The 22,079-nt window shown below is 67.7% G+C and carries 18 protein-coding genes; 10 read left to right on the forward strand and 8 right to left on the reverse strand.

The window, feature by feature from the left end; genetic code table 11:
• Positions 1–26: 26 nt before the first annotated feature.
• A complete protein-coding gene (locus tag LRM18_RS06465) occupies positions 27–824 on the reverse strand; it encodes a helix-turn-helix transcriptional regulator (RefSeq protein ID WP_270952659.1) in 798 nt (265 codons plus the stop codon).
• Between the two features lie 73 nt (positions 825–897).
• On the opposite strand from LRM18_RS06465, the gene LRM18_RS06470 reads away from it, so the two are divergent.
• The 3 genes from LRM18_RS06470 (at position 898) to LRM18_RS06480 (ending at position 4,670) form a co-directional block, all read left to right on the forward strand.
• Complete coding sequence (locus tag LRM18_RS06470) at positions 898–2,097, forward strand: MFS transporter (RefSeq protein WP_270952661.1); 1,200 nt, start codon at positions 898–900, stop codon at positions 2,095–2,097.
• 543 nt (positions 2,098–2,640) lie between these two features.
• Complete coding sequence (pdxY, locus tag LRM18_RS06475) at positions 2,641–3,549, forward strand: pyridoxal kinase (RefSeq protein ID WP_064238233.1); 909 nt, start codon at positions 2,641–2,643, stop codon at positions 3,547–3,549.
• On the forward strand, positions 3,546–4,670 hold the full coding sequence (locus LRM18_RS06480) for a prephenate dehydrogenase (RefSeq protein WP_270952664.1): 1,125 nt from the start codon (positions 3,546–3,548) through the stop codon (positions 4,668–4,670). The genes pdxY and LRM18_RS06480 overlap by 4 nt, the downstream gene beginning before the upstream one ends.
• 240 nt (positions 4,671–4,910) lie before the next feature.
• On the opposite strand, the gene LRM18_RS06485 is transcribed toward LRM18_RS06480, so the two are convergent.
• From LRM18_RS06485 to LRM18_RS06505, 5 genes are all read right to left on the reverse strand, one after another.
• Positions 4,911–5,105, reverse strand: a complete 195-nt coding sequence (locus LRM18_RS06485; RefSeq protein WP_049466425.1) for a hypothetical protein — start codon at positions 5,103–5,105, stop codon at positions 4,911–4,913.
• Between the two features lie 70 nt (positions 5,106–5,175).
• Positions 5,176–6,948: an ABC transporter transmembrane domain-containing protein gene (locus LRM18_RS06490; RefSeq protein ID WP_164688062.1), complete on the reverse strand. Its 1,773-nt coding sequence runs from the start codon at positions 6,946–6,948 to the stop codon at positions 5,176–5,178.
• Entirely contained in the window at positions 6,941–7,537 is a 597-nt protein-coding gene (locus LRM18_RS06495) for a YigZ family protein (RefSeq protein WP_057493792.1), read from the reverse strand. The genes LRM18_RS06490 and LRM18_RS06495 overlap by 8 nt, the downstream gene beginning before the upstream one ends.
• A 40-nt stretch (positions 7,538–7,577) precedes the next feature.
• Positions 7,578–8,612, reverse strand: a complete 1,035-nt coding sequence (locus LRM18_RS06500; RefSeq protein WP_270952670.1) for a hypothetical protein — start codon at positions 8,610–8,612, stop codon at positions 7,578–7,580.
• The gene (locus tag LRM18_RS06505) at positions 8,609–9,127 is read right to left on the reverse strand and encodes an RNA polymerase sigma factor (RefSeq protein WP_231353173.1); all 519 of its coding nucleotides are present in this window, start codon (positions 9,125–9,127) and stop codon (positions 8,609–8,611) included. Before LRM18_RS06505 ends, LRM18_RS06500 begins: the two co-directional genes overlap by 4 nt.
• Positions 9,128–9,374: 247 nt before the next feature.
• On the opposite strand from LRM18_RS06505, the gene LRM18_RS06510 reads away from it, so the two are divergent.
• Positions 9,375–12,215 (forward strand): EAL domain-containing protein, encoded by a 2,841-nt coding sequence (locus tag LRM18_RS06510; RefSeq protein WP_270952672.1) that lies wholly within the window; start codon positions 9,375–9,377, stop codon positions 12,213–12,215.
• A 19-nt stretch (positions 12,216–12,234) separates the two neighbouring features.
• Here the strand turns inward: LRM18_RS06510 and LRM18_RS06515 are convergent, their stop codons facing one another.
• Together LRM18_RS06515 and LRM18_RS06520 are read right to left on the reverse strand one after the other, a co-directional pair.
• A complete protein-coding gene (locus LRM18_RS06515) occupies positions 12,235–12,828 on the reverse strand; it encodes a TIGR00730 family Rossman fold protein (RefSeq protein WP_049464410.1) in 594 nt (197 codons plus the stop codon).
• A gap of 253 nt (positions 12,829–13,081) precedes the next feature.
• On the reverse strand, positions 13,082–14,578 hold the full coding sequence (locus tag LRM18_RS06520) for an aminotransferase class III-fold pyridoxal phosphate-dependent enzyme (RefSeq protein ID WP_270952675.1): 1,497 nt from the start codon (positions 14,576–14,578) through the stop codon (positions 13,082–13,084).
• A 211-nt stretch (positions 14,579–14,789) separates the two neighbouring features.
• Here LRM18_RS06520 and queA point away from each other — a divergent pair, with 211 nt between their 5' ends.
• The 6 genes from queA to fabV all read left to right on the forward strand — a co-directional run bounded on the left by queA (position 14,790) and on the right by fabV (position 22,023).
• Positions 14,790–15,857: a tRNA preQ1(34) S-adenosylmethionine ribosyltransferase-isomerase QueA gene (gene queA, locus LRM18_RS06525; protein ID WP_270952677.1), complete on the forward strand. Its 1,068-nt coding sequence runs from the start codon at positions 14,790–14,792 to the stop codon at positions 15,855–15,857.
• Positions 15,858–16,029: 172 nt separating this feature from the next.
• Entirely contained in the window at positions 16,030–17,160 is a 1,131-nt protein-coding gene (tgt, locus tag LRM18_RS06530; RefSeq protein WP_049464416.1) for a tRNA guanosine(34) transglycosylase Tgt, read from the forward strand.
• A gap of 133 nt (positions 17,161–17,293) precedes the next feature.
• Positions 17,294–17,638: a preprotein translocase subunit YajC gene (yajC, locus tag LRM18_RS06535; RefSeq protein WP_005416201.1), complete on the forward strand. Its 345-nt coding sequence runs from the start codon at positions 17,294–17,296 to the stop codon at positions 17,636–17,638.
• Positions 17,639–17,699: 61 nt separating this feature from the next.
• Positions 17,700–19,556 carry a protein translocase subunit SecD gene (gene secD, locus LRM18_RS06540; protein WP_014646827.1) on the forward strand — a complete coding sequence of 619 codons (1,857 nt, stop codon included), beginning with the start codon at positions 17,700–17,702 and terminating at the stop codon, positions 19,554–19,556.
• Positions 19,557–19,572: 16 nt separating this feature from the next.
• On the forward strand, positions 19,573–20,553 hold the full coding sequence (gene secF / locus LRM18_RS06545) for a protein translocase subunit SecF (RefSeq protein ID WP_014646828.1): 981 nt from the start codon (positions 19,573–19,575) through the stop codon (positions 20,551–20,553).
• A 210-nt stretch (positions 20,554–20,763) separates the two neighbouring features.
• A complete protein-coding gene (gene fabV / locus LRM18_RS06550; RefSeq protein ID WP_270952686.1) occupies positions 20,764–22,023 on the forward strand; it encodes an enoyl-ACP reductase FabV in 1,260 nt (419 codons plus the stop codon).
• The last annotated feature ends 56 nt before the right edge of the window (positions 22,024–22,079 follow it).

Below are 22,079 nucleotides of genomic sequence, written 5' to 3' on the forward strand. Positions count from 1 at the left end.
GCCATGCCCGGCGTTTTCGTTTGCGATCATCGGAAAAATGCCGCAGGCGTCTGCCCCAGCTGGCGCTTGAACATGCTGCTGAACGCGCTGGGGCTGTCGTAACCCATCGCCAGCGCCACATCGATGACCTTGTCGCCCACCGCCAATCGTTCCAGGGCAGCCAGCAGCCGCGCCTGCTGCCGCCACTGCCCGAAGGTCATGCCCAGCTCGCTGGCGAAGTGGCGCTGGATGGTTTTCACGTCCACCTCCAGCGCCTGCGCCCAGTCCTGCAGCGTGGCTTCATCGCCGGGGTGCTTCTGCAGGTGTTGGCAGATCCGCAGCAGGCGCGGGTCGCTCGGCGCAGGCAGGTGCAGCGGCAGCACGTCCATGCGGTGCAGTTCGTCCAGCAGCAGGCGCACCACGCGGCCATCGCGGCTGTCCTCGATGTGCTCGCCCTTGACCAGCGTGGCGGCCTGCAGCAGCTCGCGCAGCAAGGGCGACACCTGTACCGCGAACGGCTCGGTCGGCAGGTGCGGGGCAAACGACGGGTCGATGTACAGGCTGCGCATGTGCACGGCGGCGATGCAGTCCACCGCGTGCACCATCCCGGCCGGCATCCAGATCGCGCGGTTCGAGGGCACCACCCAGCGGCCGACTTCCGAGCGCACCACCATCAGTCCGGAGATGGCGTAGACCAGCTGGTGGCGCTGGTGCTTGTGCCCGGGAATGTGGGTGCCCACCGGGTAATGGGTGACCCGATAGGTGACCGGACGGTGCAGGGGAACCTCCCGCCAGGGCGCGGCCGGATCGACGTCGCCGGCGATGTCCTTTTTGCGATAGGGCATGACCTGAACGCGGCAGAAGGGAGAGGGGGGGCAACCGTAGCATGCGGGGCTCGCCCCCAACCTGACTGCGTCCATGTCGACCCTGGCTTCTCCCGCAACGACCTCGCGCCCGGTAGCTCCCGGCGTGCTGGCCGCCATCTCCACCTCGCATGTCGTCAACGACATGATGCAGTCGCTGATCCTGGCCATCTATCCGGTGATCAAGGGCGGCTTCAACCTCAGCTTCACCCAGATCGGCCTGATCACGCTGACCTATCAGCTCACCGCTTCGATCTTCCAGCCGCTGATCGGCATGGCCACTGATCGCCGCCCGGCACCGTACTCGCTGCCGATCGGCATGGCCTCGACCCTGTGCGGCATGCTGCTGCTTGGTTTCGCACCGAACTACGCGGTGGTGCTGATGGCCGCGGCCATGGTCGGCATCGGCTCGGCGATCTTCCACCCGGAGGCCTCGCGCATCGCCCGGCTGGCCTCGGGTGGCCGGCACGGTTTCGCGCAGTCGGTGTTCCAGGTCGGCGGCAACTTCGGTACCGCACTGGGCCCGCTGATTGCGGCCGCAGTGATCGTGCCGTATGGCCAGCATGCCGCATCGTGGTTTGCCGGCGCCGCGCTGATCGGCATCGCGCTGCTGACCTATGTCGGCCGCTGGTACGCGCTGCACCTGGGCACCCCGCGCCCGGCCAGCACCGCCTCGATGGCCCCGCGCCATCCGCCGCGCACCGTGGCCAAGGTGCTGGCGATCCTGCTGGTGCTGATCTTCAGCAAGTACTTCTACATGGCCAGCATCGGCAGCTACTTCACCTTCTACCTGATCCACCATTTCGGCATTCTGGTGGCGCAGGCGCAGCTGCACCTGTTCGCGTTCCTGGTGGCATCCGCCGCCGGCGGCTTTCTGGGTGGCCCGCTGGGTGACCGCATCGGCCGCAAGCCGATCATCTGGACCTCGATCCTGGGCGTGGCGCCGTTTGCGCTGATGCTGCCGCATGCCGATCTGCTGTGGACCACGGTGCTGGCGGTACTGATCGGCTTCGTGTTGTCCTCGGCATTCTCGGCCATCGTGGTGTACGCGCAGGAAATGATGCCGCACCGTATCGGCATGGTGTCCGGCCTGTTCTTCGGCTTTGCATTCGGCATGGGCGGGCTGGGCGCGGCCGTGCTCGGCCTGTTGGCGGACAAGACCAGCATCGAGTACGTCTATCAGCTGACCGCGTTCCTGCCGCTGCTGGGCATCGTCGCGGCGTGGCTGCCGCCGTCGCGGCCTGCTGCTCACTGAGGAGTTTGGGTTTTGCAGGGCTTGCAGCCCTGCACCTGCCGAAGCAACGTCAACGTCAACAGCAGAAGCTGGCTATCCGTGGGTTGGCGGGGTGGGTCCGGTTCCGGGGGACGCCGTAAATACGTCCATGTAGGCTCGGTCGCCGCATCCATGCGGCTCACGCCCCCGCAACCGGACCCACCCCGCCTTCGACAGTTTTCCGCGATCTGTCGGAACAGCTCGTGGGGTCAGATCCGTTTTCCGAAGAAAAACGGATCTGACCCCGATTTATTTCGGTATCCCACAGATGTGCCGACCAACGGTCGGCACCCACCAACAGTCGCGGGAATCTGTCAGAGGCGGGGCGGTGTGGGTGGGCAGGACCGTTGGCGCCATGGATGGCGCCATCGAGCCCCCATGGATGGGTTTACGGCGTGTCCTGACCACCCACACCGCCTCGCCACCCCACGGATAGCTCGCCTTTGCCGTTGCCGTTGCTTGCAGCTTCGGCAGGTGCAGGGCTGCAAGCCCTGCCGAAAACCCCCTTGGGCGTAGAATGCGACCATGAGCGAATCCCTTGATAACCATCTGGTCCACGGCCGCCGCCAGCGGCCGGATGGGCCGTCGCCGATCGATGTCATCTCGGTCCAGTCGCAACTTGTCTACGGCCATGCCGGCAACAGCGCGGCTGTACCGCCGATGCGCGCACTCGGCGTGCGCGTGGCGGAAATCCCGACCGTGCTGCTGAGCAATGCCCCGTTCTACGACACTACGCGGGGCCGCGTGCTGCCGGTCGACTGGTTCGCCGACCTGTTGATCGGGACCCACGAGCGTGGCCTGCCACAGCGCGCCAAGATGCTGGTGTCCGGCTATTTCGGCAGTACCGCCAACGGCGCCGCCTTCGCCGACTGGCTGGACGGGATCCTGCCGGCCTGCCCCCAGTTGCGCTACTGCCTGGATCCGGTGATCGGCGACACCCACACCGGGCCCTATGTGGAACCCGGCCTGGAAGCGGTCTTCGCCGAACGCCTGTTGCCGCACGCCTGGCTGGTGACGCCCAATGCCTTCGAACTGAATCGCCTGACCGGCATGCCGGCGCTGGCCGAAACCGATGCCATCGCCGCCGCGCGCACGCTGCTGGATCGTGGCCCGCACTGGGTGATCGCGCACAGCGTGGGCGGCAACCCGGGTGAACTGGTGACCCTGGCCGTTGGCCGCGAGGAGACCTGGCGCTGGACCTCGCCACTGCTGCCGGTGGACGTGGCCGGTACGGGGGATGTGCTGATGTCGCTGGTGGTGTCCTTCCTGCTGCGCGGCGAATCGATGCAGCTGGCGATCTCGCGGGCGATCGCCGGCACCCACGCGGCGCTGGAGGCGACCCTGGACAACGGCTTCGAGGAATTCGACGTGGTCGCCGCCGCGCCGGCGGCGCTGGCCGAAGGAACGCGCTTCCGCGCCGAACGCGTGGCATGAGCGGCCTGGATCCCCGCACGCCGCGCACGGTCGGCATCATCGGCAGCGCTGGCGCCTACGGGCGCTGGCTGAGCCGCTTCTTCCAGCAGCACATGCAGCTGCAGGTGATCGGCCATGATCCCGCGGACCCGGGCTCGCACACGCCGGAACACCTGCTGGCGCAGGCCGATGTGCTGGTGTTCTCGGCACCGATCCGGCACACGCCCGCGCTGATCGCCCAGTACGTGCAGCAGTCGGCGGGGCGCGAGCAAGACCGCCTGTGGCTGGACGTGACTTCGGTGAAGGAAGCACCGGTGCAGGCGATGCTGGCCTCGCAGGCGGAAGTGGTCGGCCTGCATCCGATGACCGCGCCGCCGAAAGCACCGACGCTGAAGGGCCGGGTGATGGTGGTCTGCGAAGCCCGGCTTCAGCATTGGCAGCCCTGGGTCGACACGCTGTGCGCGGCGCTGCAGGCCGAGTGCGTGCGGGCCACGCCGCAGCACCACGACCAGATGATGGCGCTGGTGCAGGCGATGGTGCATGCCACCCATCTGGCCCAGGCCGGCGTGCTGCGGCAGTACCAGCCGCAGCTGGGCGACCTGGCCGCGATGATGCCGTACCGGTCGGCGTCGTTCGAACTGGATACCGCGATCATCGCGCGCATCCTGTCGCTCAATCCGGCGATCTACGAAGACATCCAGTTCGGCAATCCCTACGTGGCGCCGATGCTGGAACGGCTGGTCGGCCAGCTGCAGGCGCTGCGGGCGCAGGTTGCGCAGGGCGATGACAGCGCGCGGGCTGGATTCCGCGAGCAGCTGCTGTCGGCCAATCGCAGTGCCTTCGGCGAGCAGGCGCTGGCTGACGGCAACTACACCTTCGAACGCGTGGGGTATCTGCTGGCTGACCTGACCGAGCGCAACGCGCTGTCGGTGCACCTGCCGGAAGACCGGCCCGGCTCGCTGCGTGCGCTGCTGAACGTGTTCGAGCAGCATGGCGTCAGCCTGGCGTCGATCCATTCCTCGCGCACGCCCGGTGGCGAGGTGCACTTCCGCCTCGGGTTCGTGGCCGGCAGCGATCCGGGGGCGATCACCCGGGCGGCCGCCGAGGTGGATGCCAGCGGCATCGGCCGCGTGTTGGGCTGACCACATTCATCCACAGGCGGTGTGGATGGATGCTGAGCAAACATGTGGATAACCGCGCGCGGCCCTTGGCGGGCAAGGCTGTCAAGATGGTTGGTCAAAAATTGATCACGCTTTTTGTAGGGTCGAGTCATGCTCGACTGCCCTTGGCAAAAAGCGTGTCGACCAGGGGCGACACCTACCAGAGCGGGCGATAAAGCCAGTGCCCACCCAGGTGGGCACCCATCAGGCGGGGTGGCAGTGCTAGATCGTCAGCCTCAGCTCACCACCGCTGGTGGTGAACTCGCGGCCGTTTCGCACCAGATGACGGCCATCATCCAGTTCATAGCGCGGCGTGGCTTCCGAATGGTGCCCGCTGCCATTCGCCTCGGGCTTGAACTCGATGATGATGTGGCTTTCGCCATTGCTGTCGACGGCAGGGAACTGACGGAACGACATCGTGGACCTCCTTCAGCGGATGCTGCTGACGCGAGGCCAGCTTGGTCCGGCCGATGTTAGCCGGCCGTCATCAATCGATGAACTGCAGGCGTGCCAGTTCAGCGTACAGTCCGCCTTGGGCCAGCAGCTGCGAATGGGTGCCTTCGGCCACGATGCGGCCCTGGTCCATCACCACGATGCGGTCGGCCTTCAACACGGTGGCCAGGCGATGGGCGATGACCAGCGTGGTGCGGCCAGCCATCAGGCGCTCCAGTGCCTGTTGCACGCCATGCTCGCTCTGCGCATCCAGTGCACTGGTGGCCTCGTCCAGCAACAGGATCGGCGCATCCTTCAGCAGCGCGCGGGCAATTGCCACGCGTTGCTGCTGGCCGCCGGACAGGCGGGCACCGCGCTCACCCAGTTCACTGTCGTAGCCCTGCGGCAATGCGCGCAGGAAACCATCGGCCTCGGCCGCACGTGCGGCCGCCTCGACCTCGGCGTCGCTGGCCTGCAGGCGGCCGTATCGGATGTTGTCGCGTGCGCTGGCCGCGAACAGCGTCGGCTGCTGCGGCACCAGCGCCAGCTGCGCGCGCAGTTCGGCCGGGTCGACCTGGCGCACGTCGATGCCATCCACGCAGATGCGGCCGCTGGCCGGGTCGTGGAAGCGCAGCAGCATCGACAGCACCGTGCTCTTGCCGGCGCCCGACGGGCCGACCAGGGCCACGGTCTCACCCGGGCGGACATGCAGGTTGAAGTGGTCCAGCGCGGCCTGGTCCGGGCGCTGCGGATAGTGGAAAACCACCTCGTCGAAGCGGATTTCACCCCGGAGCGGTTGCGGCAGCGCATGCGGCTGCGCCGGCGCACGGATCTCGATGTCTTCCTGCAGCAGTTCGCCGATGCGGCCCATGCCACCGGCCGCACGCTGCAGCTCGTTCCACACTTCAGCCAGGGCGCCGACCGAGCCGCCGCCGATCAGCGCGTACAGCACGAACTGGCCCAGCGTACCGGCGCTGAGGCGCCCGTCGATGACATCGTGCGCGCCCAGCCACAGCACGCCGACGATGGCGCCAAACACCAGCAGGATGGCGCTGGCGGTGACCAGCGACTGCGCACCGATGCGGCGGCGCGCGGCACCGATGGCATCGCCCAGCGCCTTGTCGAAGCGGCCGCGCTCGTAGGGCTCGCGTGCGTGCGCCTGCACCGTGCGGACCGCGCCCAGCGTCTCGCTGGCCAGGCTGTTGGCATCGGCGATGCGGTCCTGGCTGCTGCGCGCAACCGCGCGCAGCTTGCGCGCGCCGATGATGATCGGCAGCACCGCCAGCGGGATGCCGAGCAGTGACCACGCGGCCAGCCGCGGGCTGGTGACGAACAGCATCGCCAGGCTGCCGACCACGGTCACGCTGCTGCGCAGGGCTACCGACATGGTCGAGCCGACTACGCTGCGCAGCAGCTCGCTGTCGGCGGTCAGGCGCGAGACCAGCTCGCCGCTGCGGCTGCGGTCATGGAAGCCGGCGCCGAGCTGGATCAGGTGTGCGTACAGGCGGCTGCGCAGGTCGGCGACGACCTTTTCGCCCAGCAGCGATACGAAGTAGAACCGCGCGGCCGTTGCCAGTGCCAGCACGACCGCTACCAGCATCAGCAGGGCGAAGGCACGGTTGATCTGGCCCCCACTGCTGAAGCCATGGTCGATCATCTGCTTCACGGCGGGGGGCAGGCTCAGCGTGGCCGCCGACGATACCGCCAGGGCCAGCAGCCAGGCGGTGAACAGTCCACTGTGGCGGCGCACGAACGGCCACAGCGTGCGCAGGCTGCCGAGGCGGCGCAGCGGCGGGGGCGAGGCGGCGGCGTCGTCCTTGTCAGTCATCCTGGTGGTCGTCCTGTATGCGGATACGATCACGGGTGGCGTCGCGCAGTCGGATTTTCAATGCGTCGACCTGATCTGCCGGCAATTCAATCCGCAGGCACACGCCATTGGCATCGAACCGTTCATCGCGCTTTTCGGCACCGAAAGCGGGCAGGGTGGCATGCAGGGTCCCCAGCTCCTCGAACCCGGCCAGCAGCTGCAGCCGGGCCATCGCCACCAGCGGCAGGCGCGGCGCGATGCGCAGGCACTCCGCAGCGGCGCCGCCGTAGGCGCGCACCAGTCCGCCGGCGCCGAGCTTGATACCGCCGAACCAGCGCGTCACCACCACCATCACCCGGTCAAAGCCCTGGCCGTCAATCGCGGCCAGGATCGGACGCCCGGCCGTACCGGCGGGCTCACCATCATCACTGGAGCGGTAGTCCTGGCCGTGGCGGTAGGCCCAGCAGTTGTGGGTCGCATCGGCGACCGCCACCTGCTGCAGGAACGCCAGTGCCGCCGCAGCACCGTCGATCGGCGCGGCGTGTGCAATGAAACGGCTGTGTTTGACTTCCAGCGTGTGGCTGACCGGCTGGGCAAGGGTATCGAGCATTCCCGCCATTCTACGGGGTTGCCACAGGTGCTCGCCCGTTTCAGTCGTCCAGCAGTGGACGCAGGTCGCGCGGCAGGCGGGCCTCCGGATACTGCTGCACATAGCGCTCCAGGCTGGCGCGGGCCAGGTCGCGCTGGCCGTCGTCGCGGCGCGCGCGGATCTTCTGCAGCCACTGCCGCCTGGGCAGCCTGGCATCGGCGTCCACTTCGGCCTGCACGGCATCGGCAGTGAGTCCGGCGTCGCTGCCGCGGCGCATGACGCCCGGTGCGGAGCGGCTCGGGGCCGGCTGCTTCATCGAGGTGACCTCGACCCGATCCAGTGACTGGGCCCGTTCGGCATCGGCAGCGCTGGCCACAGCCGCTTCGGCGCTGCGAGCTTTCAGCGCGCCCTCCGGCGCTGGGGCCAACACCGGCGCAGGCACCAGGTAAGCCGCCGGTGCGGCAGGTGCGGCAGGTGCGGGCGGTGCCGCTGCCGGCGCCGGTGCGGCCTCCGGTGCGTGAGGCGGCGCGGCAAACGAGGTATCGGCGGCGACGTCCGCCGCCTTGGCTCGCGCTGCTGGTTGCGCGGGCGGTGCTGGAGCGTCGGCGGCCTGGGCCGGTGCAGGTTCTGGCGCGTGCGCGACGGCCGGCGTTGCGGGTGCCGGTGCAGCAGACGGCGCGGCCATCGGGGCTGCCTGCGCCGGTGCGGGTTCCACAGCGGCAGCGGTGGATTGATCGGCGGCACGGCTGTCCGCGCGCTGCGTCGCGGCCGCGTCATCGGCTGCCACAGGGGGTGCTGCGATCCCGGCTTCAGCCGCAGGAACCGGCGGGGGCTCCGGGCGCAGCTGCCAGGCGATGCCGATGGCAAAGACCATCGAGGCGGCGATGCCGAATACGGCTGGCCAGCGCGGACGCGGGCGCGGCGCGCGTGGCGCCTCCGGCGAGGCAACAGCATCGGCGGGCGGCGCGTCCACGGCAGCGCGTGCGGCGGCCAGGATCGCCGCGTCCAGCGCGGCCGGTGGGCCCTGTTCGGCGCGGCGGCCGAGCAGGCGCGCCAGCTCGCGTTCTTCCGGCGTCAGCGGTTCGTCTCGGTTCATGCGTTCAATCCCGCACGCAGCTTGTCCATCGCATAGCGCAGCCGCGATTTCACGGTTTCCCGGCCTACGCCGGTGATCTGGCCGATCTCCTCCAGGCTCAGTTCCTGATCCAGCCGCAGTTGCAGCACTTCGCGCTGCTCGGGCGGCAATTGCTCCATCGCCCGCTGGATGCGGCGACGTTGTTCGAATTCGGAAAGCTCTGCTTCCGGCGTCTGTCCATCCTCGATCGCGGCCAGGCGCAGGTCGGCGTCGGCCGGTGCGGCAGGGCGATGGCGCGCCGCGCGCCAATGGTCGTTCAGCCGGTTGTGGGCGATGCGGAACAGCCAGGTGCTGAATGCGGCTTCAGGCTGCCAGCCGGCGCGCGCGCTGATCACCCGCTGCCAGACGTCCTGGAAGATCTCCTCGGCCAGCGCGGTGTCGCGCAGCTGCCGCAGCAGGAAGCCGAACAGGCGCTTGCGATGGCGGGCGTACAGGCTTTCGAACGCGCGCAGGTCACCACCGGCCCAGGCCAGCATCAAGGCTTCATCGGTTGGCAGTGCGCTGGCTTCCACGGCGTACAGGGTAAGGCCTGCGGGCGGTGGCGCATAGCCGGTGACGGGGGCGGGCAGGGCGAGGTTCATGGCGTGGAAGCGGCTGCGGACAGCAGGAAAAACGTACGGGCGCACGATTCGGGGTTTACGGGCTTCCATTGCCCCCCGGGTGGCGCGCTATGCTCGGCGGCTCAGGGGAGGCGACGCACAGACGGCGCCAAGAGATTGTCATTTGTCCACGCACGTTGAACCGGCGGAAGAGCCACCATACGAGGCCGTGCTGAGCACGGCGCTGGTGCGCGCATTGCATGCGCTGCTGCCGGATTCGGCCGTGGTCCGCGTTGGCTGGGACGACCCTCAGCTGGGGCGCGGCCAGGGGGGCTGGCCGGCGGTCGTGGCGGCCGGCGCGTTCGCTTCGCCCGGCGTCGGTGACGGCTGCCATGGCTGGGACTATGACGGCGCCCGCCTGCAGTTGTCGGTGGAAGGCGCCGTGCCATCGGCGGCCTGGTGGGGGCTGGCGCGGCAGGCCATTGAACTGGCCCTGCAGCGTGGCCGCCAGGCCGGGCAGATCAAGGCGCTGGAAGAGGCCGAACGGTTGCAGCAGGCGCTGTTCCAGATTGCCGATCTGGCCGGCGCCGACCTGGAAATGTCGGAGATGCTGCGCCACGTGCACGGCGTGCTTGGCACGCTGATGTACGCGGAAAACTGCTACATCGTCGAATACGACGATGTCCGCGACCAGATCCGCTTCCTGTACTTTGCCGACCAGGTCGACGACTTCGTCGCCGATCCTGCGCAGAGCCATGCTGCCGAAGAAATGCCGCGCAGCCTGACCGTGGCCCTGCTGCGTCACGGCAAGCCGCTCAGCGGCCCCTCGCGCGAGCTGCTGGCGCGCGTGGTCGAGCAGGAGCACGATCCGCAGCGCGGCCCGGAGAGCCTGGACTGGCTGGGCGTGCCGATGCTGCGCGATGGCCGGGTATGCGGCGCCATCGTCGTGCAGAGCTATGAGCTTGCGGCCCGCTATGGCGAGGCCGAGCGGGCACTGCTGGGCTTTGTTGCCCAGCACGTGCAGACCGCGATGGATCGGCGCCAGGCGCAGGTCCGGCTGGAACAGCAGGTGGAGCGGCGCACGCTGGAGCTGCAGCGCGCCAACCACAGCCTGCAGGAGGAAGTGGCCGAGCGCCGTCGCGCCGAGCAGCTGCAGACTGCGCTGTACAACATCGCCGAGATGGCGATGTCGGCCGACAGCCTGGCCCAGTTCTACGGGCAGGTACACGGTGTGGTCGGGCGCCTGCTGGATGCGCGCAACTTCTACATCGCGCTGGTGAACGAAGCCGGCAACGGCCTGGACTTCGTCTATTCGGTGGATGAGCACAACGCCAGCCGTGCACCGCGGTCCTTCAGCCGCGGCCTGACCGAGTACGTCGTGCGCAACCGGCGGCCCCTGCTGGCTTCGCGCGCGCAGATCGATGCGCTGCTGGCCAGCGGCGAGGTGCGCGAGTCCGGCGCACGTTCGCACTGCTGGCTGGGCGTGCCGCTGCTGCGCGATGACGAGGTGGTCGGCGCGATCGTGGTGCAGAGCTACAGCGAGAACAGCGTCTTCAGCGTGCACGACCAGCGCCTGCTGACCTTCGTCGCGCAGAACATCGGAACCGGCCTGGCGCGCCAGCGCGACCAGCAGCGGCTGCGATCGGCGCATGCCGAGCTGGAAAAGCGCGTGGAGGAACGTACCCGCGAGCTGGCCGAGGTCAACGAAAAGCTGCTCGGGCAGATCGGCGAGCGCCTGCGGGCCGAGCAGCGCCTGACCCATCAGGCCATGCACGATGCGCTGACCGGCCTGCCCAACCGCCTGCACCTGCTCGATCGCCTGCAGGATGCGCTGGCGCTGGCCAAGCGTGAGGGAGGGCCGGTGTTCGCCGTGCTGTTCCTCGACCTGGACCGCTTCAAGCTGGTCAACGACAGCATTGGCCACGCTGCGGGTGATCGCATGCTGGTGGAAGTGGCCAAGCGCATCGTATCGATGGCCGGCCCGGAGGACGTGGTCGCGCGGCTGGGGGGCGACGAGTTCGCGGTGCTGCTGCACTGTCCGCAAGGGTTGGCGCAGGCGCTGGATTTCGGCCAGCGCTTGTTGCTGGCATTGCAGGAATCGATATGGATCGCCGGACGCGAGCTGTTCCCGTCCGGCAGCCTGGGCATCGCGCTGTGGAATCCGCGTTACCGCACCGGCGAGGAACTGCTGCGCGACGCCGATGCGGCGATGTACCGGGCCAAGGCGCAGGGCCATGACCGCTGCGCGATCTTCGACGAGGACATGCGTGAGCAGGCCATGCGCAGCCTCGACCTGGAAGCCGACCTGCGCCGTGCGATCAACAACCGCGATTTCGTGCCGTTCTATCAGCCGATCGTGCGCCTGTCCGATGGCGAAGTGGTGGGCCATGAGGCACTGCTGCGCTGGCAGCATGAGCGCCGCGGCCTGCTGCTGCCGGGCGCATTCCTTGAGCTGGGCGAGGAAAGCGGCCTGATCGAACAGGTTGACTGGCTGATCTACGAGCAGGTCATCGCCGGCCTGGCCGAAGGCGGGCAGAGCTATGTCTCGGTGAACGTGTCGCCCCGCCACTTCCGCTCGGCCGAGTTCAGCGGCCGCTTGTTCGGCCTGCTCGACGCATGTGGTGCCGATCCGCGTCGCCTGCGCCTGGAGATCACCGAGGTGGCGCTGCTGGACGATGGTCCGCACACGCTGCGCATCCTGCAGGGCCTTCGCGAGCGCGGCATCCAGGTGCAGCTGGACGACTTCGGCACCGGCTTCTCGGCGCTGTCCTACCTGCACCGTTTCCCGATCAGCACGCTGAAGATCGACCAGAGTTTCATTGCCGGCCTGCATGGGCCGGAAGTGCAGAGCACGCGTGCGCTGGTCGAAGGCGTGCTGTCGCTGGCACGCACGCTGGGCATTGAAACCATCGGCGAAGGCATCGAAACCGAGGCGCAGCGGCAGACGCTGCGCGAGCTCGGCTGCGACTATGGCCAGGGCTACCTGTTGGGCCGCCCGGCACCGAAGGCGCGCGCGGTGGCCTGAGCCGCCGCGCGACGTTGCTTCACCGCAGGGCGGAGCGACGCTTCTCGTCGATCCACTTCGAGGCCTGGGCCGGCTGGTAGTTCTGCATCCACGCCAGCATGTCCTCGATGTCCGAGCCGTACCACAGGTCCTGGCGCTGGTCCGGATGCAAGAAGCGCTCTTCCACCATGCGATCGATCATGCCGATCAGCGGGGCGTAGAAGCCCTCCACATCGAGGAATGCGCATGGCTTGTTGCCGATGCCCAGCTGCCGCCAGGTCAGCATCTCGAAGATTTCTTCCATGGTGCCGAAGCCGCCGGGCAGGGCGACGAAACCGTCGGCAAGATCGAACATGCGCGACTTGCGCTCATGCATCGAACCGACAATCTCCAGTTCGGTCAGGCCGCGATGGGCCACTTCCCAATCGGCCAGCTGGCGCGGAATGACGCCGGTCACCTCGCCGCCGGCGGCGAGCACGGCATTGGCCACGGTGCCCATCAGGCCGACGTTGCCCCCGCCATACACCAGGCGCATGCCGTCGCGGGCAATGCGATCGCCCAGGGCAATGGCGCGTTCGGTGTAGGCCGGCTTGCTGCCAGCGTTGGAACCACAGTAGACGCAGATCGACTTCATGGGGGTTCTTGTCTCTTGGTGCGGAAACGAAAACGCCCCGTCGCCGACCGCAGAGCGGTCAGGGACGGGGTGTCCTTGGATTATGAGCCCTTCTGTAGCGCCGAGCCATGCTCGGCTGCGCTTCGTTCAGATCGCGGCAAAGGCTGAGTCGAGCATGGCTATGCCGGTCGTCCTGACCGGCACCCTTCGGGCCGTCGCCAGCGACGTTGGCAGCGGCTCCTGCCGCTGCCTTCGGCTCAACGTAAGCGGGTGCTTACGCCGCCGCAGCCTGCTCGCGGCGCGGGCCTTCACGCAGGGCGCGGCCGACCATGCCCACCAGCAGGTCCAGCTCCTCGCTGTCCATGCCGAAGTGCGGGGTGAAGCGCAGCGAATTCTCGCCACCGTGGATCACGTTGATGCCGTGCTGGCGCAGCCATTCCTCGGTGGAGTTGGCGCCGTAGCACTTGAACTGCGGCGCCAGCTCGCAGGAGAACAGCAGGCCGGTGCCCTGCACCTTGGTGATCAGCCCGCCCAGTTCGGTCTTCAGCTGCTCCAGCTTGCGCACGGCCTCGGCGCCACGTTCGGCGATGTTGGCACGCACCTGCGGGGTCAGCTGCGCCAGGGTGGCGCAGGCCACGTCCAGCGCACGCGGGTTGCTGGTCATGGTGTTGCCATAGATGCCCTTGCGGTAGAGCTGCGCGGCATGTTCGGTCACTGCCAGCACCGACAGCGGGTACTGCGCGGCGTTGAGCGCCTTGGAGTAGGTCTCCATGTCCGGCGGGTCCAGGCCTTCGAAGCCAGGGTAATCGACCACCGAGAGCACGCCATGCGCACGCAGGCCGGCCTGGATCGAGTCCAGCAGCAGCAGGCTGCCATGCGCACGGGTCAGTTCGCGGGCCACGGCATAGAACGCCGGCGGCACCGAACGGCCCGGGTCGCCTTCGCCCATCACCGGCTCCAGGAACACCGCCTCGATGAACCACTGGTTGCGTGCAGCGTCCTCGAACACCTTGCGCAGGCCGGCCTCATCGTACGGCGCCACGGTGATCACCGAGTCCTCGCCGCGGTAGCTGGCCAGGTGCTGCATGTAGCTCTTGCGGCTGGAATCGGAGTACAGCGCCGGGCGGTCGGTGCGGCCATGGAAGCTGCCCTTGACCACCACGCGCTTGATGGTGGCACCGGCATGCCGGGCGCCCGGGTCGGTCTGCAGCTTGGCATTGACGTCGGCGATGCGCGCGGCCAGGCCAACTGCTTCGGAACCGGAGTTCAGGCACATGAAGCGGGCGAACGGGCAGCCGCCTCGGCGGTGGCCGATCTCGGCGCGCAGCGCAGTGATGAAGCGCTGCTGCGACAGGCTGGGGGTCATGATGTTGGCCATCACCTGCGGGCGTGCCATCGCCTCCAGCACGGCGTCCGGGGTATGCCCGAAGCCGAGCATGCCGTAGCCGCCGGCGTCGTACAGCACGGCACCCTTCAGGGTGACCACCCACGGGCCGCGCGCGGCCAGCGCCACGTACGGGGTCACCGCATCGTCGGCATAGAAGTTGACGAAGCCGTCCTGCATCGCATCGACCTGCGCCTGTTCGTCCTGTGCCAGCAGCGGCCCCAGGTCGGCCTGCACGCGCGCGAATTCCTCGGCGGCGGCGTCCACTGCGGCGACCAGCTGCGGGTGGCGGGCGGACAGGGCAGTCAGGGTCGCGTCGTCCAGGCCGGTGGTAAGGCGGGTGCCGGGCTGGTCGCGCAGGGGGGCGAGGCGTTCGATGAAGCTCATTGCAGATCTCCTGAAACGATGGGTCGCACGGGTCTTCAAAAGCAAAACGCGCGTCATCACGCGCGCTTGGGGGCAGGCTCGTGCAGCGGACTTCCAACTCGATGCTAGCACTTGTTTTTTTGCGCGATAACCCCGCAGAAACCTGCTGCATAGCAGCATTTTGCGCGACGTTCGCCGTGAAGCACGCCGGCTCGCGGACGCTGCACGTACAATGCGCGCCATTGTCGACCTGTTGCCGCCCACTGCCTTGAAGAAGTCCGATTTCCACTACGACCTGCCGGCCGAGCTGATCGCGCAGGCTCCCCTGGCCGAACGTTCCGCCAGCCGCCTGCTGCTGGTGCCGCCGGCCCCTGCGGCCTTCACCGATCTGCAGGTGCGTGACCTGCCGTCGCTGCTGCAGCCGGGCGACCTGCTGGTGTTCAACGACACCCGGGTGATCCCGGCGCGCCTGTTCGGGCAGAAGGCCAGCGGTGGCCGCGTGGAAATCCTGATCGAACGCCTGCTCGGCGGCCAGCAGGCGCGTGCACAGGTCGGTGCCAGCAAGTCGCCCAAGGCCGGCAGCCGCATCGCGCTCGATGCCGGTGGCGAAGCCGAAGTACTGGGCCGCGACGGCGAGTTCTATGTGCTGCAGTTCCATGTGCCCGAATCCCTGGAGCAGTGGCTGCTGCACGCCGGCCGACTGCCGCTGCCGCCGTACATCCAGCGCGAGCCGGGCGTGGACGACCGCGAGCGCTACCAGACCGTGTTCGCGCGCGAAGTCGGCGCTGTGGCGGCACCGACCGCCGGCCTGCACTTCGATGAACCGCTGTTGGCCGCACTGAAGGACAGGGGCGTGGAGTTCGGCCACGTCACCCTGCACGTCGGCGCAGGCACCTTCCAGCCGGTGCGCGCCGATGACCTGAAAGACCACGTGATGCACCGCGAGTGGCTGAACGTCGGCGCCGAACTGGTCCAGCAGGTGCGGCGCACGCGCGCCGCCGGCGGCCGCGTGATCGGCGTCGGCACCACCGTGGTGCGCGCACTGGAAAGCGCGATGCGCGATGGCGAGCTGCTGCCGTTCGCGGGTGAAACGCAGATCTTCATCACCCCGGGTTACCGCATCCGCAGCGTCGACGCGATGGTGACCAACTTCCACCTGCCGGAAAGCACGCTGCTGATGATGATTTCCGCGTTCGCCGGCAAGGAGCGCGTGTTCGAGGCTTACCGGCACGCGATCGGGCAGCGCTACCGCTTCTTCAGCTATGGCGACGCGATGCTGCTGTTCCCGCAGGCGGGGTAGGGCGCCTGCGGCATCTGCCTGTGGTGGGTGCGCACGGTGGGTGCGGACCTGCCGGAACCCGGGAGGAAAGCCACGCACGGCGTGGCTCCACAGCCGGTCCGTTCAGGCCTGAATGGGCGGCCGCCCCGGTTTTGGGAGACAATGGGCGACTATTTGCCTGAACGACCGCTCCATGTCCCGACTGCAGTTCCAGCTCAAGACCCGCGACGGCCGTGCCCGCCGTGGCCGCCTGACCTTCCCGCGTGGCACGGTGGAAACGCCGGCGTTCATGCCGGTGGGGACCTATGGCTCGGTCAAGGGCATCCTGCCGGACCAGGTGCGCGCGCTGGGCGCCGAGATCATCCTCGGCAACACCTTCCACCTGTACCTGCGCCCGGGCCTGGACATCATCGCCGACCACGGCGGGCTGCACGGCTTCTGCCGCTGGGATGGCCCCATCCTGACCGATTCCGGCGGCTTCCAGGTGTTCTCGCTGGCCCACCGCCGCAAGATCACCGAGCAGGGCGTGACCTTCGCCTCGCCGACCGACGGCGCCCGCGTGTTCCTGGGGCCGGAAGAGAGCATGAAGATCCAGAAGGTGCTCGATTCGGACATCGTGATGATCTTCGACGAGTGCACCCCGTACCCGGCCACCGAGGACGTCGCCCGCCGCTCGATGGAGCTGAGCCTGCGCTGGGCCCAGCGCAGCCGCAACGCGCATGACGAGCTGGGCAACGACGCGGCCCTGTTCGGCATCGTCCAGGGCGGCGTGCACACCGACCTGCGCAGCCGCTCGGCCGATGCCCTGCAGGCGATCGGCTTCGACGGCTACGCCATCGGCGGCCTGGCCGTGGGCGAGCCGGAGCACGAGCGCAACGCCATGCTCGACCACCTGGACCCGGAGCTGCCGGGCGACCGCCCGCGCTACCTGATGGGCGTGGGCCGGCCGGAGGACCTGGTGGAAGGCGTGGCCCGCGGCGTGGACATGTTCGACTGCGTGATGCCGACTCGCAACGCCCGCAACGGCCACTATTTCACCTCGTTCGGTACCGTCCGCATCCGCAACTCGCAGTACGCGCGCGACATGGACCCGATCGAGCCGGGCTGCGGCTGCGTGGCCTGCACCGGCGGCTACACCCGGTCCTACCTGCGCCACCTGGACCGTTGCAACGAGATGCTGGCGCCGATGCTGGGCACCCTGCACAACCTGTTCTATTACGAAAAGCTCATGGCCGACATCCGGGCCGCGATCGAGGCGGGAACCTTCCTGGCCTTCCGCGAGTCCTTCTACGCGGCACGCGGGGCAGTGGCCCCGCCGCTGTAACCCGGACGCCCCCTGCCAAACGGCCCAAGGACGAACGCCCGGGGCCGTGGCATACTTCAAGGCTGACCCAGATCCGCGGTCGCGACCGTGGCACCTGATGGTGCCGGGGCGCCGCCCAACCAAAGGACCAACGATGAACCTGCTTGCTTTCCTGATTCCCGCCGCCCACGCCCAGGCCGCCGGCGGCCAACCGCAGGGCATGGGCCTGACCACGCTGCTGTTCCCGATCATCCTGATCGCCATCATGTACTTCCTGATGATCCGCCCGCAGATGAAGCGGCAGAAGGAGCACAAGGCGATGCTGGAAAAGATCAAGCGCGGCGACGAAGTGCTGACCAACGGCGGCATCGCCGGCAAGGTCACCGACATCGGCGACCACTTCATCACCGTCGAAGTGGCCGACAACGTGCGCATCCGCGTGCAGAAAGGCGCTGTCGGCAGCGTGCTGCCGACCGGCACCCTGGATTCGGCCAAGTAAGCCACTCCCTTTCCGAAGCACAACCGCGGCGCCGGGGATGGCGCCGCGCGGGACCCAAGCAATGCTCGAATTTCCACGCTGGAAGTACGTCGTCATCCTGATCGTACTGGCGCTCAGTGCGCTGTACGCGCTGCCCAACATCTACCAGAAGGACCCGGCCATCCAGATCACCGCCAACCGTGGCGGGCAGATCGACGATGCGCTGCGCGACCGTGTGCTGGCCGACCTGAAGAAGGCCGGTGTCACTGCCATCGGTGCCGAAAAGGAAGGGGAAAGCCTGATCGTCCGCCTGCCGGACCTGAAGTCGCAGTCCGCGGCCAGCGATGCCCTGCGCGACACCGTCGGCGAGAAGTACACGGTGGCCCTGAACCTGGCCTCGACCGTGCCGGACTGGCTGGCCCGGCTGGGCGGTCGCCCGATGGTGCTCGGCCTGGACCTTCAGGGTGGCGTGCACTTCGTGCTGCAGGTCGACCAGAAGGCCGCCCTCGACAAGCGCCTGGATGCCTACACCGAAGACGTGCGCAGCACCTTGCGTGACGCCCGCATCGCCTACCAGTCGGTGGAGCGCCGTGCGGACAACAGCATCGTGGCCAACCTGAGCCCGTCCGCCGGTGACGACGCCGCGCAGCGTGCCCGTGCCGCCCTGGTCAAGGCACAGCCGACGCTCGGCTATGACGTCAGCGGCAACCGCATCACGGTCACCGTGCCGGAGACCGAGATCACGCAGATCGCCAACGGCGCCATCGAGCAGAACATCAACACCCTGCGCAACCGCGTGAACCAGCTCGGCGTGGCCGAGCCGATCATCCAGCGCCAGGGTGCCGACCGCGTGGTCGTGCAGCTGCCGGGCGTGCAGGACACCGCCGAAGCCAAGCGCATGATCGGCGCCACCGCCACCCTGGAGTACCGCGCGGTGGTCGAGGGCAATGCGCAGGACGCCATCAATTCCGGCCGCATCCCGCCGGAAGCGAAGGTCTACCAGCAGCGTGACGGCCGCGGCCCGATCCTGCTGAACAAGCGCGTGATCGTCACCGGTGACCAGATGGTCGGCGCGCAGGCGGTGACCGATTCGAACAGTGGCTCCCCGGCCGTCAGCGTGACGCTGAACAATGTCGGTGGCCAGCGCATGTTCGACTTCACCAGCGCCAACGTGAACAAGCCGATGGCGGTGGTCTACACCGAACGCGTGCCGACCGTGACCGTCGTCGACGGCCAGGAAGTGCGTGGCTTCAAGGTCAACGAGGAAGTGATCTCGGTGGCCAACATCAACGGCGTGTTCGGCAAGAACTTCCAGACCACCGGCCTGCAGAAGAAGGAAGCCGAGGACCTGGCCAAGCTGCTGAAGTCCGGCTCGCTGGCCGCGCCGATGGACTTCGTCGAAGAGCGCGTGGTCGGCCCGAGCCTGGGCGCCGAGAACGTCAAGAACGGCATGCGCGCGGTGGTGTTCGCGTTCCTGTTCACCCTGGTGTTCTTCAGCATCTACTACCGCATGTTCGGTGTGATCACCTCGGCGGCGATGCTGTTCAACCTGCTGATCGTGGTGGCGGTGATGTCGCTGTTCGGCGCGACCATGACCCTGCCGGGCTTCGCCGGCCTGGCGTTGTCGGTGGGTCTGTCGGTGGACGCCAACGTGCTGATCAACGAGCGTATCCGTGAAGAACTGCGCGCCGGCGTGCCGGGCAAGACCGCGATCGTGACCGGTTACGAGCGTGCCTCGGGCACCATCCTCGACGCCAACCTGACCGGCCTGATCGTCGGTGTGGCGCTGTTCGCATTCGGTACCGGTCCGCTGAAGGGCTTCGCGCTGACCATGATCATCGGTATTTTCGCCTCCATGTTCACTGCGATCACCGTGTCGCGTGCGCTGGCGACGCTGATCTACGGCCGTCGCAAGAAGCTCCAGAACGTGGCCATCTGACGGGACGACACGCACAATGAAACTGTTTCCGCTGCACATCCTCCCGAACGACACCAAGATCGACTTCATGCGCTGGCGCCATGTCGCCATGGCAGTCACCATCGTGGTGTTCCTGGCCTCGGTCGCCATCATCGGCATCAAGGGCTTCAACTACGCACTGGACTTCACCGGCGGCACCCTGATCGAAACGCGTTTCGAGAAGGCCGTGGACGTCGAGCAGGTCCGCGCCAAGCTGGAGCAGAACGGGTTCGACGGTGCCCAGGTGCAGAGCGTCGGTGGCAACACCGACCTGCTGATCCGCCTGGCGCCGCACGGCGAGCATGCGCCGGGCACCGGTGATGCCGCTGCCGAGGACAAGGCCACCGCCGCGGCCGTGGTGAAGGTGCTGTCCAGCGCCGACAACCAGGCCACGGTGATGAGTACCGCATTCGTCGGCCCGCAGATCGGCAAGGACCTGGCGAAGAACGGCCTGTACGCCACCATCTTCATGCTGGCCGGCTTCCTGATCTACATCGCGGTGCGCTTCGAATGGAAGTTCGCGGTCACCGCCAGCATCGTGGCGATGTTCGACCTGATCGTGACGGTCGCCTACGTGTCCCTGCTGGGCCGTGAGTTCGACCTGACCGTGCTGGCCGGCCTGCTGTCGGTGATGGGCTTTGCGATCAACGACATCATCGTGGTGTTCGACCGCGTCCGCGAGAACTTCCGCAGCCTGCGCGTGGACTCGATGGAGGTGCTGAACCGTTCGATCAACCAGACGCTGTCGCGTACGGTGATCACCGCGGTGATGTTCTTCCTGTCGGCGCTTGCCCTGTACCTGTACGGCGGTGCGTCGATGGAAGGCTTGGCCGAGACGCACATGATCGGTGCGGTGATCGTGGTGCTGTCCTCGATCCTGGTCGCGGTGCCGATGCTGACGATCGGCTTCCTGCGCGTCAGCAAGCAGGACCTGCTGCCGAAGGCGAAGGACGTCGAGGCCCTGGCCCGTCGCCCGTAAGCATCTGCTGCATGCCGCACACAGAGAACCCCGCGCACGCGGGGTTTTTTGTGTGCAGGGCTTGCAGCCCTGCAAAGCAAACCCCACCCTACGCCAGCGTCGGTTGTGCAATCGTCCCCCGCGCACTACGATCCTGCGGTTCGCGCGCGCAGGCGCGCCCATATTCCTGCTGAGCGCCCCGTGCGCCGCATCTGCCAACCCGAGGTATCCATGGTCATCAAACCGCGCGTCCGCGGCTTCATCTGCGTCACCACCCACCCGACCGGCTGCGAGGCCGCGGTCAAGCAGCAGATCGACTACATCCGCGCGCGTCCGCCGATCCAGAACGGCCCGAAGCGGGTGCTGGTGATCGGTGCCTCCACCGGCTATGGCCTGGCCGCACGGATCACTGCCGCGTTCGGCAGCGGCGCCGCCACGCTGGGTATCTTCTTCGAACGCCCGGGCACCGAAACCAAACCGGGCACTGCGGGCTGGTACAACTCGGCCGCGTTCCACAAGTACGCTGACGAAGCCGGCCTGTACGCCAAGAGCATCAACGGCGACGCCTTCTCCGATGAGGTCAAGGCCAAGGCCATCGAGATGATCAAGGCCGACCTGGGCCAGGTCGACCAGGTCGTTTACAGCCTCGCCGCACCTCGCCGCAAGCACCCCAAGACCGGCGACATCATCAGTTCCACGCTGAAGCCGATCGGCGAACCGATCACCCTGCGTGGCCTGGATACCGACAAGGAAGTGATCACCGAAACCACCCTGCAGCCGGCGACTCCGGAAGAAATCGCCGGCACCGTCGCAGTGATGGGCGGCGAGGACTGGCAGATGTGGATCGACGCACTCGCCGATGCGGGCGTGCTGGCCAATGGCTGCACCACCACGGCCTTCACCTACGTGGGCGAAGAGATCACCCAGGCGATCTACTGGAACGGCTCGATCGGCGCCGCCAAGAAGGACCTGGATACGAAGGTGCTGGGCCTGCGCGAGAAGCTGGCGAAAATCGGCGGCGATGCGCGCGTGTCGGTCCTGAAGGCCGTGGTGACCCAGGCCAGCTCGGCGATTCCGACGATGCCGCTGTACCTGTCGCTGCTGTTCAAGGTGATGAAGGAGAAGGGCACCCACGAAGGCTGCATCGAGCAGCTCGACGTGCTGTACGACATCCTTTACGGCGGCAAGGCCGATGGCACGGCGGTCGAACGCCTGCGCCACGACCTGGTCGATGGCGACGGCCACACCGTTGCGCTGGTCGATGACGAGGGCCGCCTGCGCGCCGATTACAAGGAAATGGCCGCGGACGTGCAGGGCAAGGTTGTTGCGCTGTGGCCGCAGGTGACCAACGAGAACCTGTACGAGATCAGCGACCTGGCCGGCTACAAGGCCGACTTCCTGCGCCTGTTCGGCTTTGGCGTGGACGGCGTCGACTACGAGGCCGACGTCGATCCGGACGTGAAGATCGACAACCTGGTCGACATGACCTGATCAGCGAAAAGGCCGGCGAACGCCGGCCTTTTCTTTGGGTAGTGCCGGCCGCTGGC

The organism is Stenotrophomonas sp. PI_27 (genome assembly GCF_027854495.1).
GTDB classification, from domain to species: domain Bacteria; phylum Pseudomonadota; class Gammaproteobacteria; order Xanthomonadales; family Xanthomonadaceae; genus Stenotrophomonas; species Stenotrophomonas pavanii.

Coding starts and splice junctions, on each gene's coding strand:
- fabV (WP_270952686.1), top strand. CDS start 20,764: ATGGTCATCAAACCGCGCGTCCGCGGCTTCATCTGCGTCACCACCCAC.
- LRM18_RS06465 (WP_270952659.1), bottom strand. CDS start 824: ATGCCCTATCGCAAAAAGGACATCGCCGGCGACGTCGATCCGGCCGCG.
- tgt (WP_049464416.1), top strand. CDS start 16,030: ATGTCCCGACTGCAGTTCCAGCTCAAGACCCGCGACGGCCGTGCCCGC.
- LRM18_RS06490 (WP_164688062.1), bottom strand. CDS start 6,948: ATGACTGACAAGGACGACGCCGCCGCCTCGCCCCCGCCGCTGCGCCGC.
- secF (WP_014646828.1), top strand. CDS start 19,573: ATGAAACTGTTTCCGCTGCACATCCTCCCGAACGACACCAAGATCGAC.
- LRM18_RS06480 (WP_270952664.1), top strand. CDS start 3,546: ATGAGCGGCCTGGATCCCCGCACGCCGCGCACGGTCGGCATCATCGGC.
- LRM18_RS06515 (WP_049464410.1), bottom strand. CDS start 12,828: ATGAAGTCGATCTGCGTCTACTGTGGTTCCAACGCTGGCAGCAAGCCG.
- LRM18_RS06470 (WP_270952661.1), top strand. CDS start 898: ATGTCGACCCTGGCTTCTCCCGCAACGACCTCGCGCCCGGTAGCTCCC.
- secD (WP_014646827.1), top strand. CDS start 17,700: ATGCTCGAATTTCCACGCTGGAAGTACGTCGTCATCCTGATCGTACTG.
- yajC (WP_005416201.1), top strand. CDS start 17,294: ATGAACCTGCTTGCTTTCCTGATTCCCGCCGCCCACGCCCAGGCCGCC.
- queA (WP_270952677.1), top strand. CDS start 14,790: ATGCGCGCCATTGTCGACCTGTTGCCGCCCACTGCCTTGAAGAAGTCC.
- LRM18_RS06500 (WP_270952670.1), bottom strand. CDS start 8,612: ATGAACCGAGACGAACCGCTGACGCCGGAAGAACGCGAGCTGGCGCGC.
- pdxY (WP_064238233.1), top strand. CDS start 2,641: ATGAGCGAATCCCTTGATAACCATCTGGTCCACGGCCGCCGCCAGCGG.
- LRM18_RS06495 (WP_057493792.1), bottom strand. CDS start 7,537: ATGCTCGATACCCTTGCCCAGCCGGTCAGCCACACGCTGGAAGTCAAA.
- LRM18_RS06485 (WP_049466425.1), bottom strand. CDS start 5,105: ATGTCGTTCCGTCAGTTCCCTGCCGTCGACAGCAATGGCGAAAGCCAC.
- LRM18_RS06505 (WP_231353173.1), bottom strand. CDS start 9,127: ATGCTGGCCTGGGCCGGTGGTGACCTGCGCGCGTTCGAAAGCCTGTAC.
- LRM18_RS06520 (WP_270952675.1), bottom strand. CDS start 14,578: ATGAGCTTCATCGAACGCCTCGCCCCCCTGCGCGACCAGCCCGGCACC.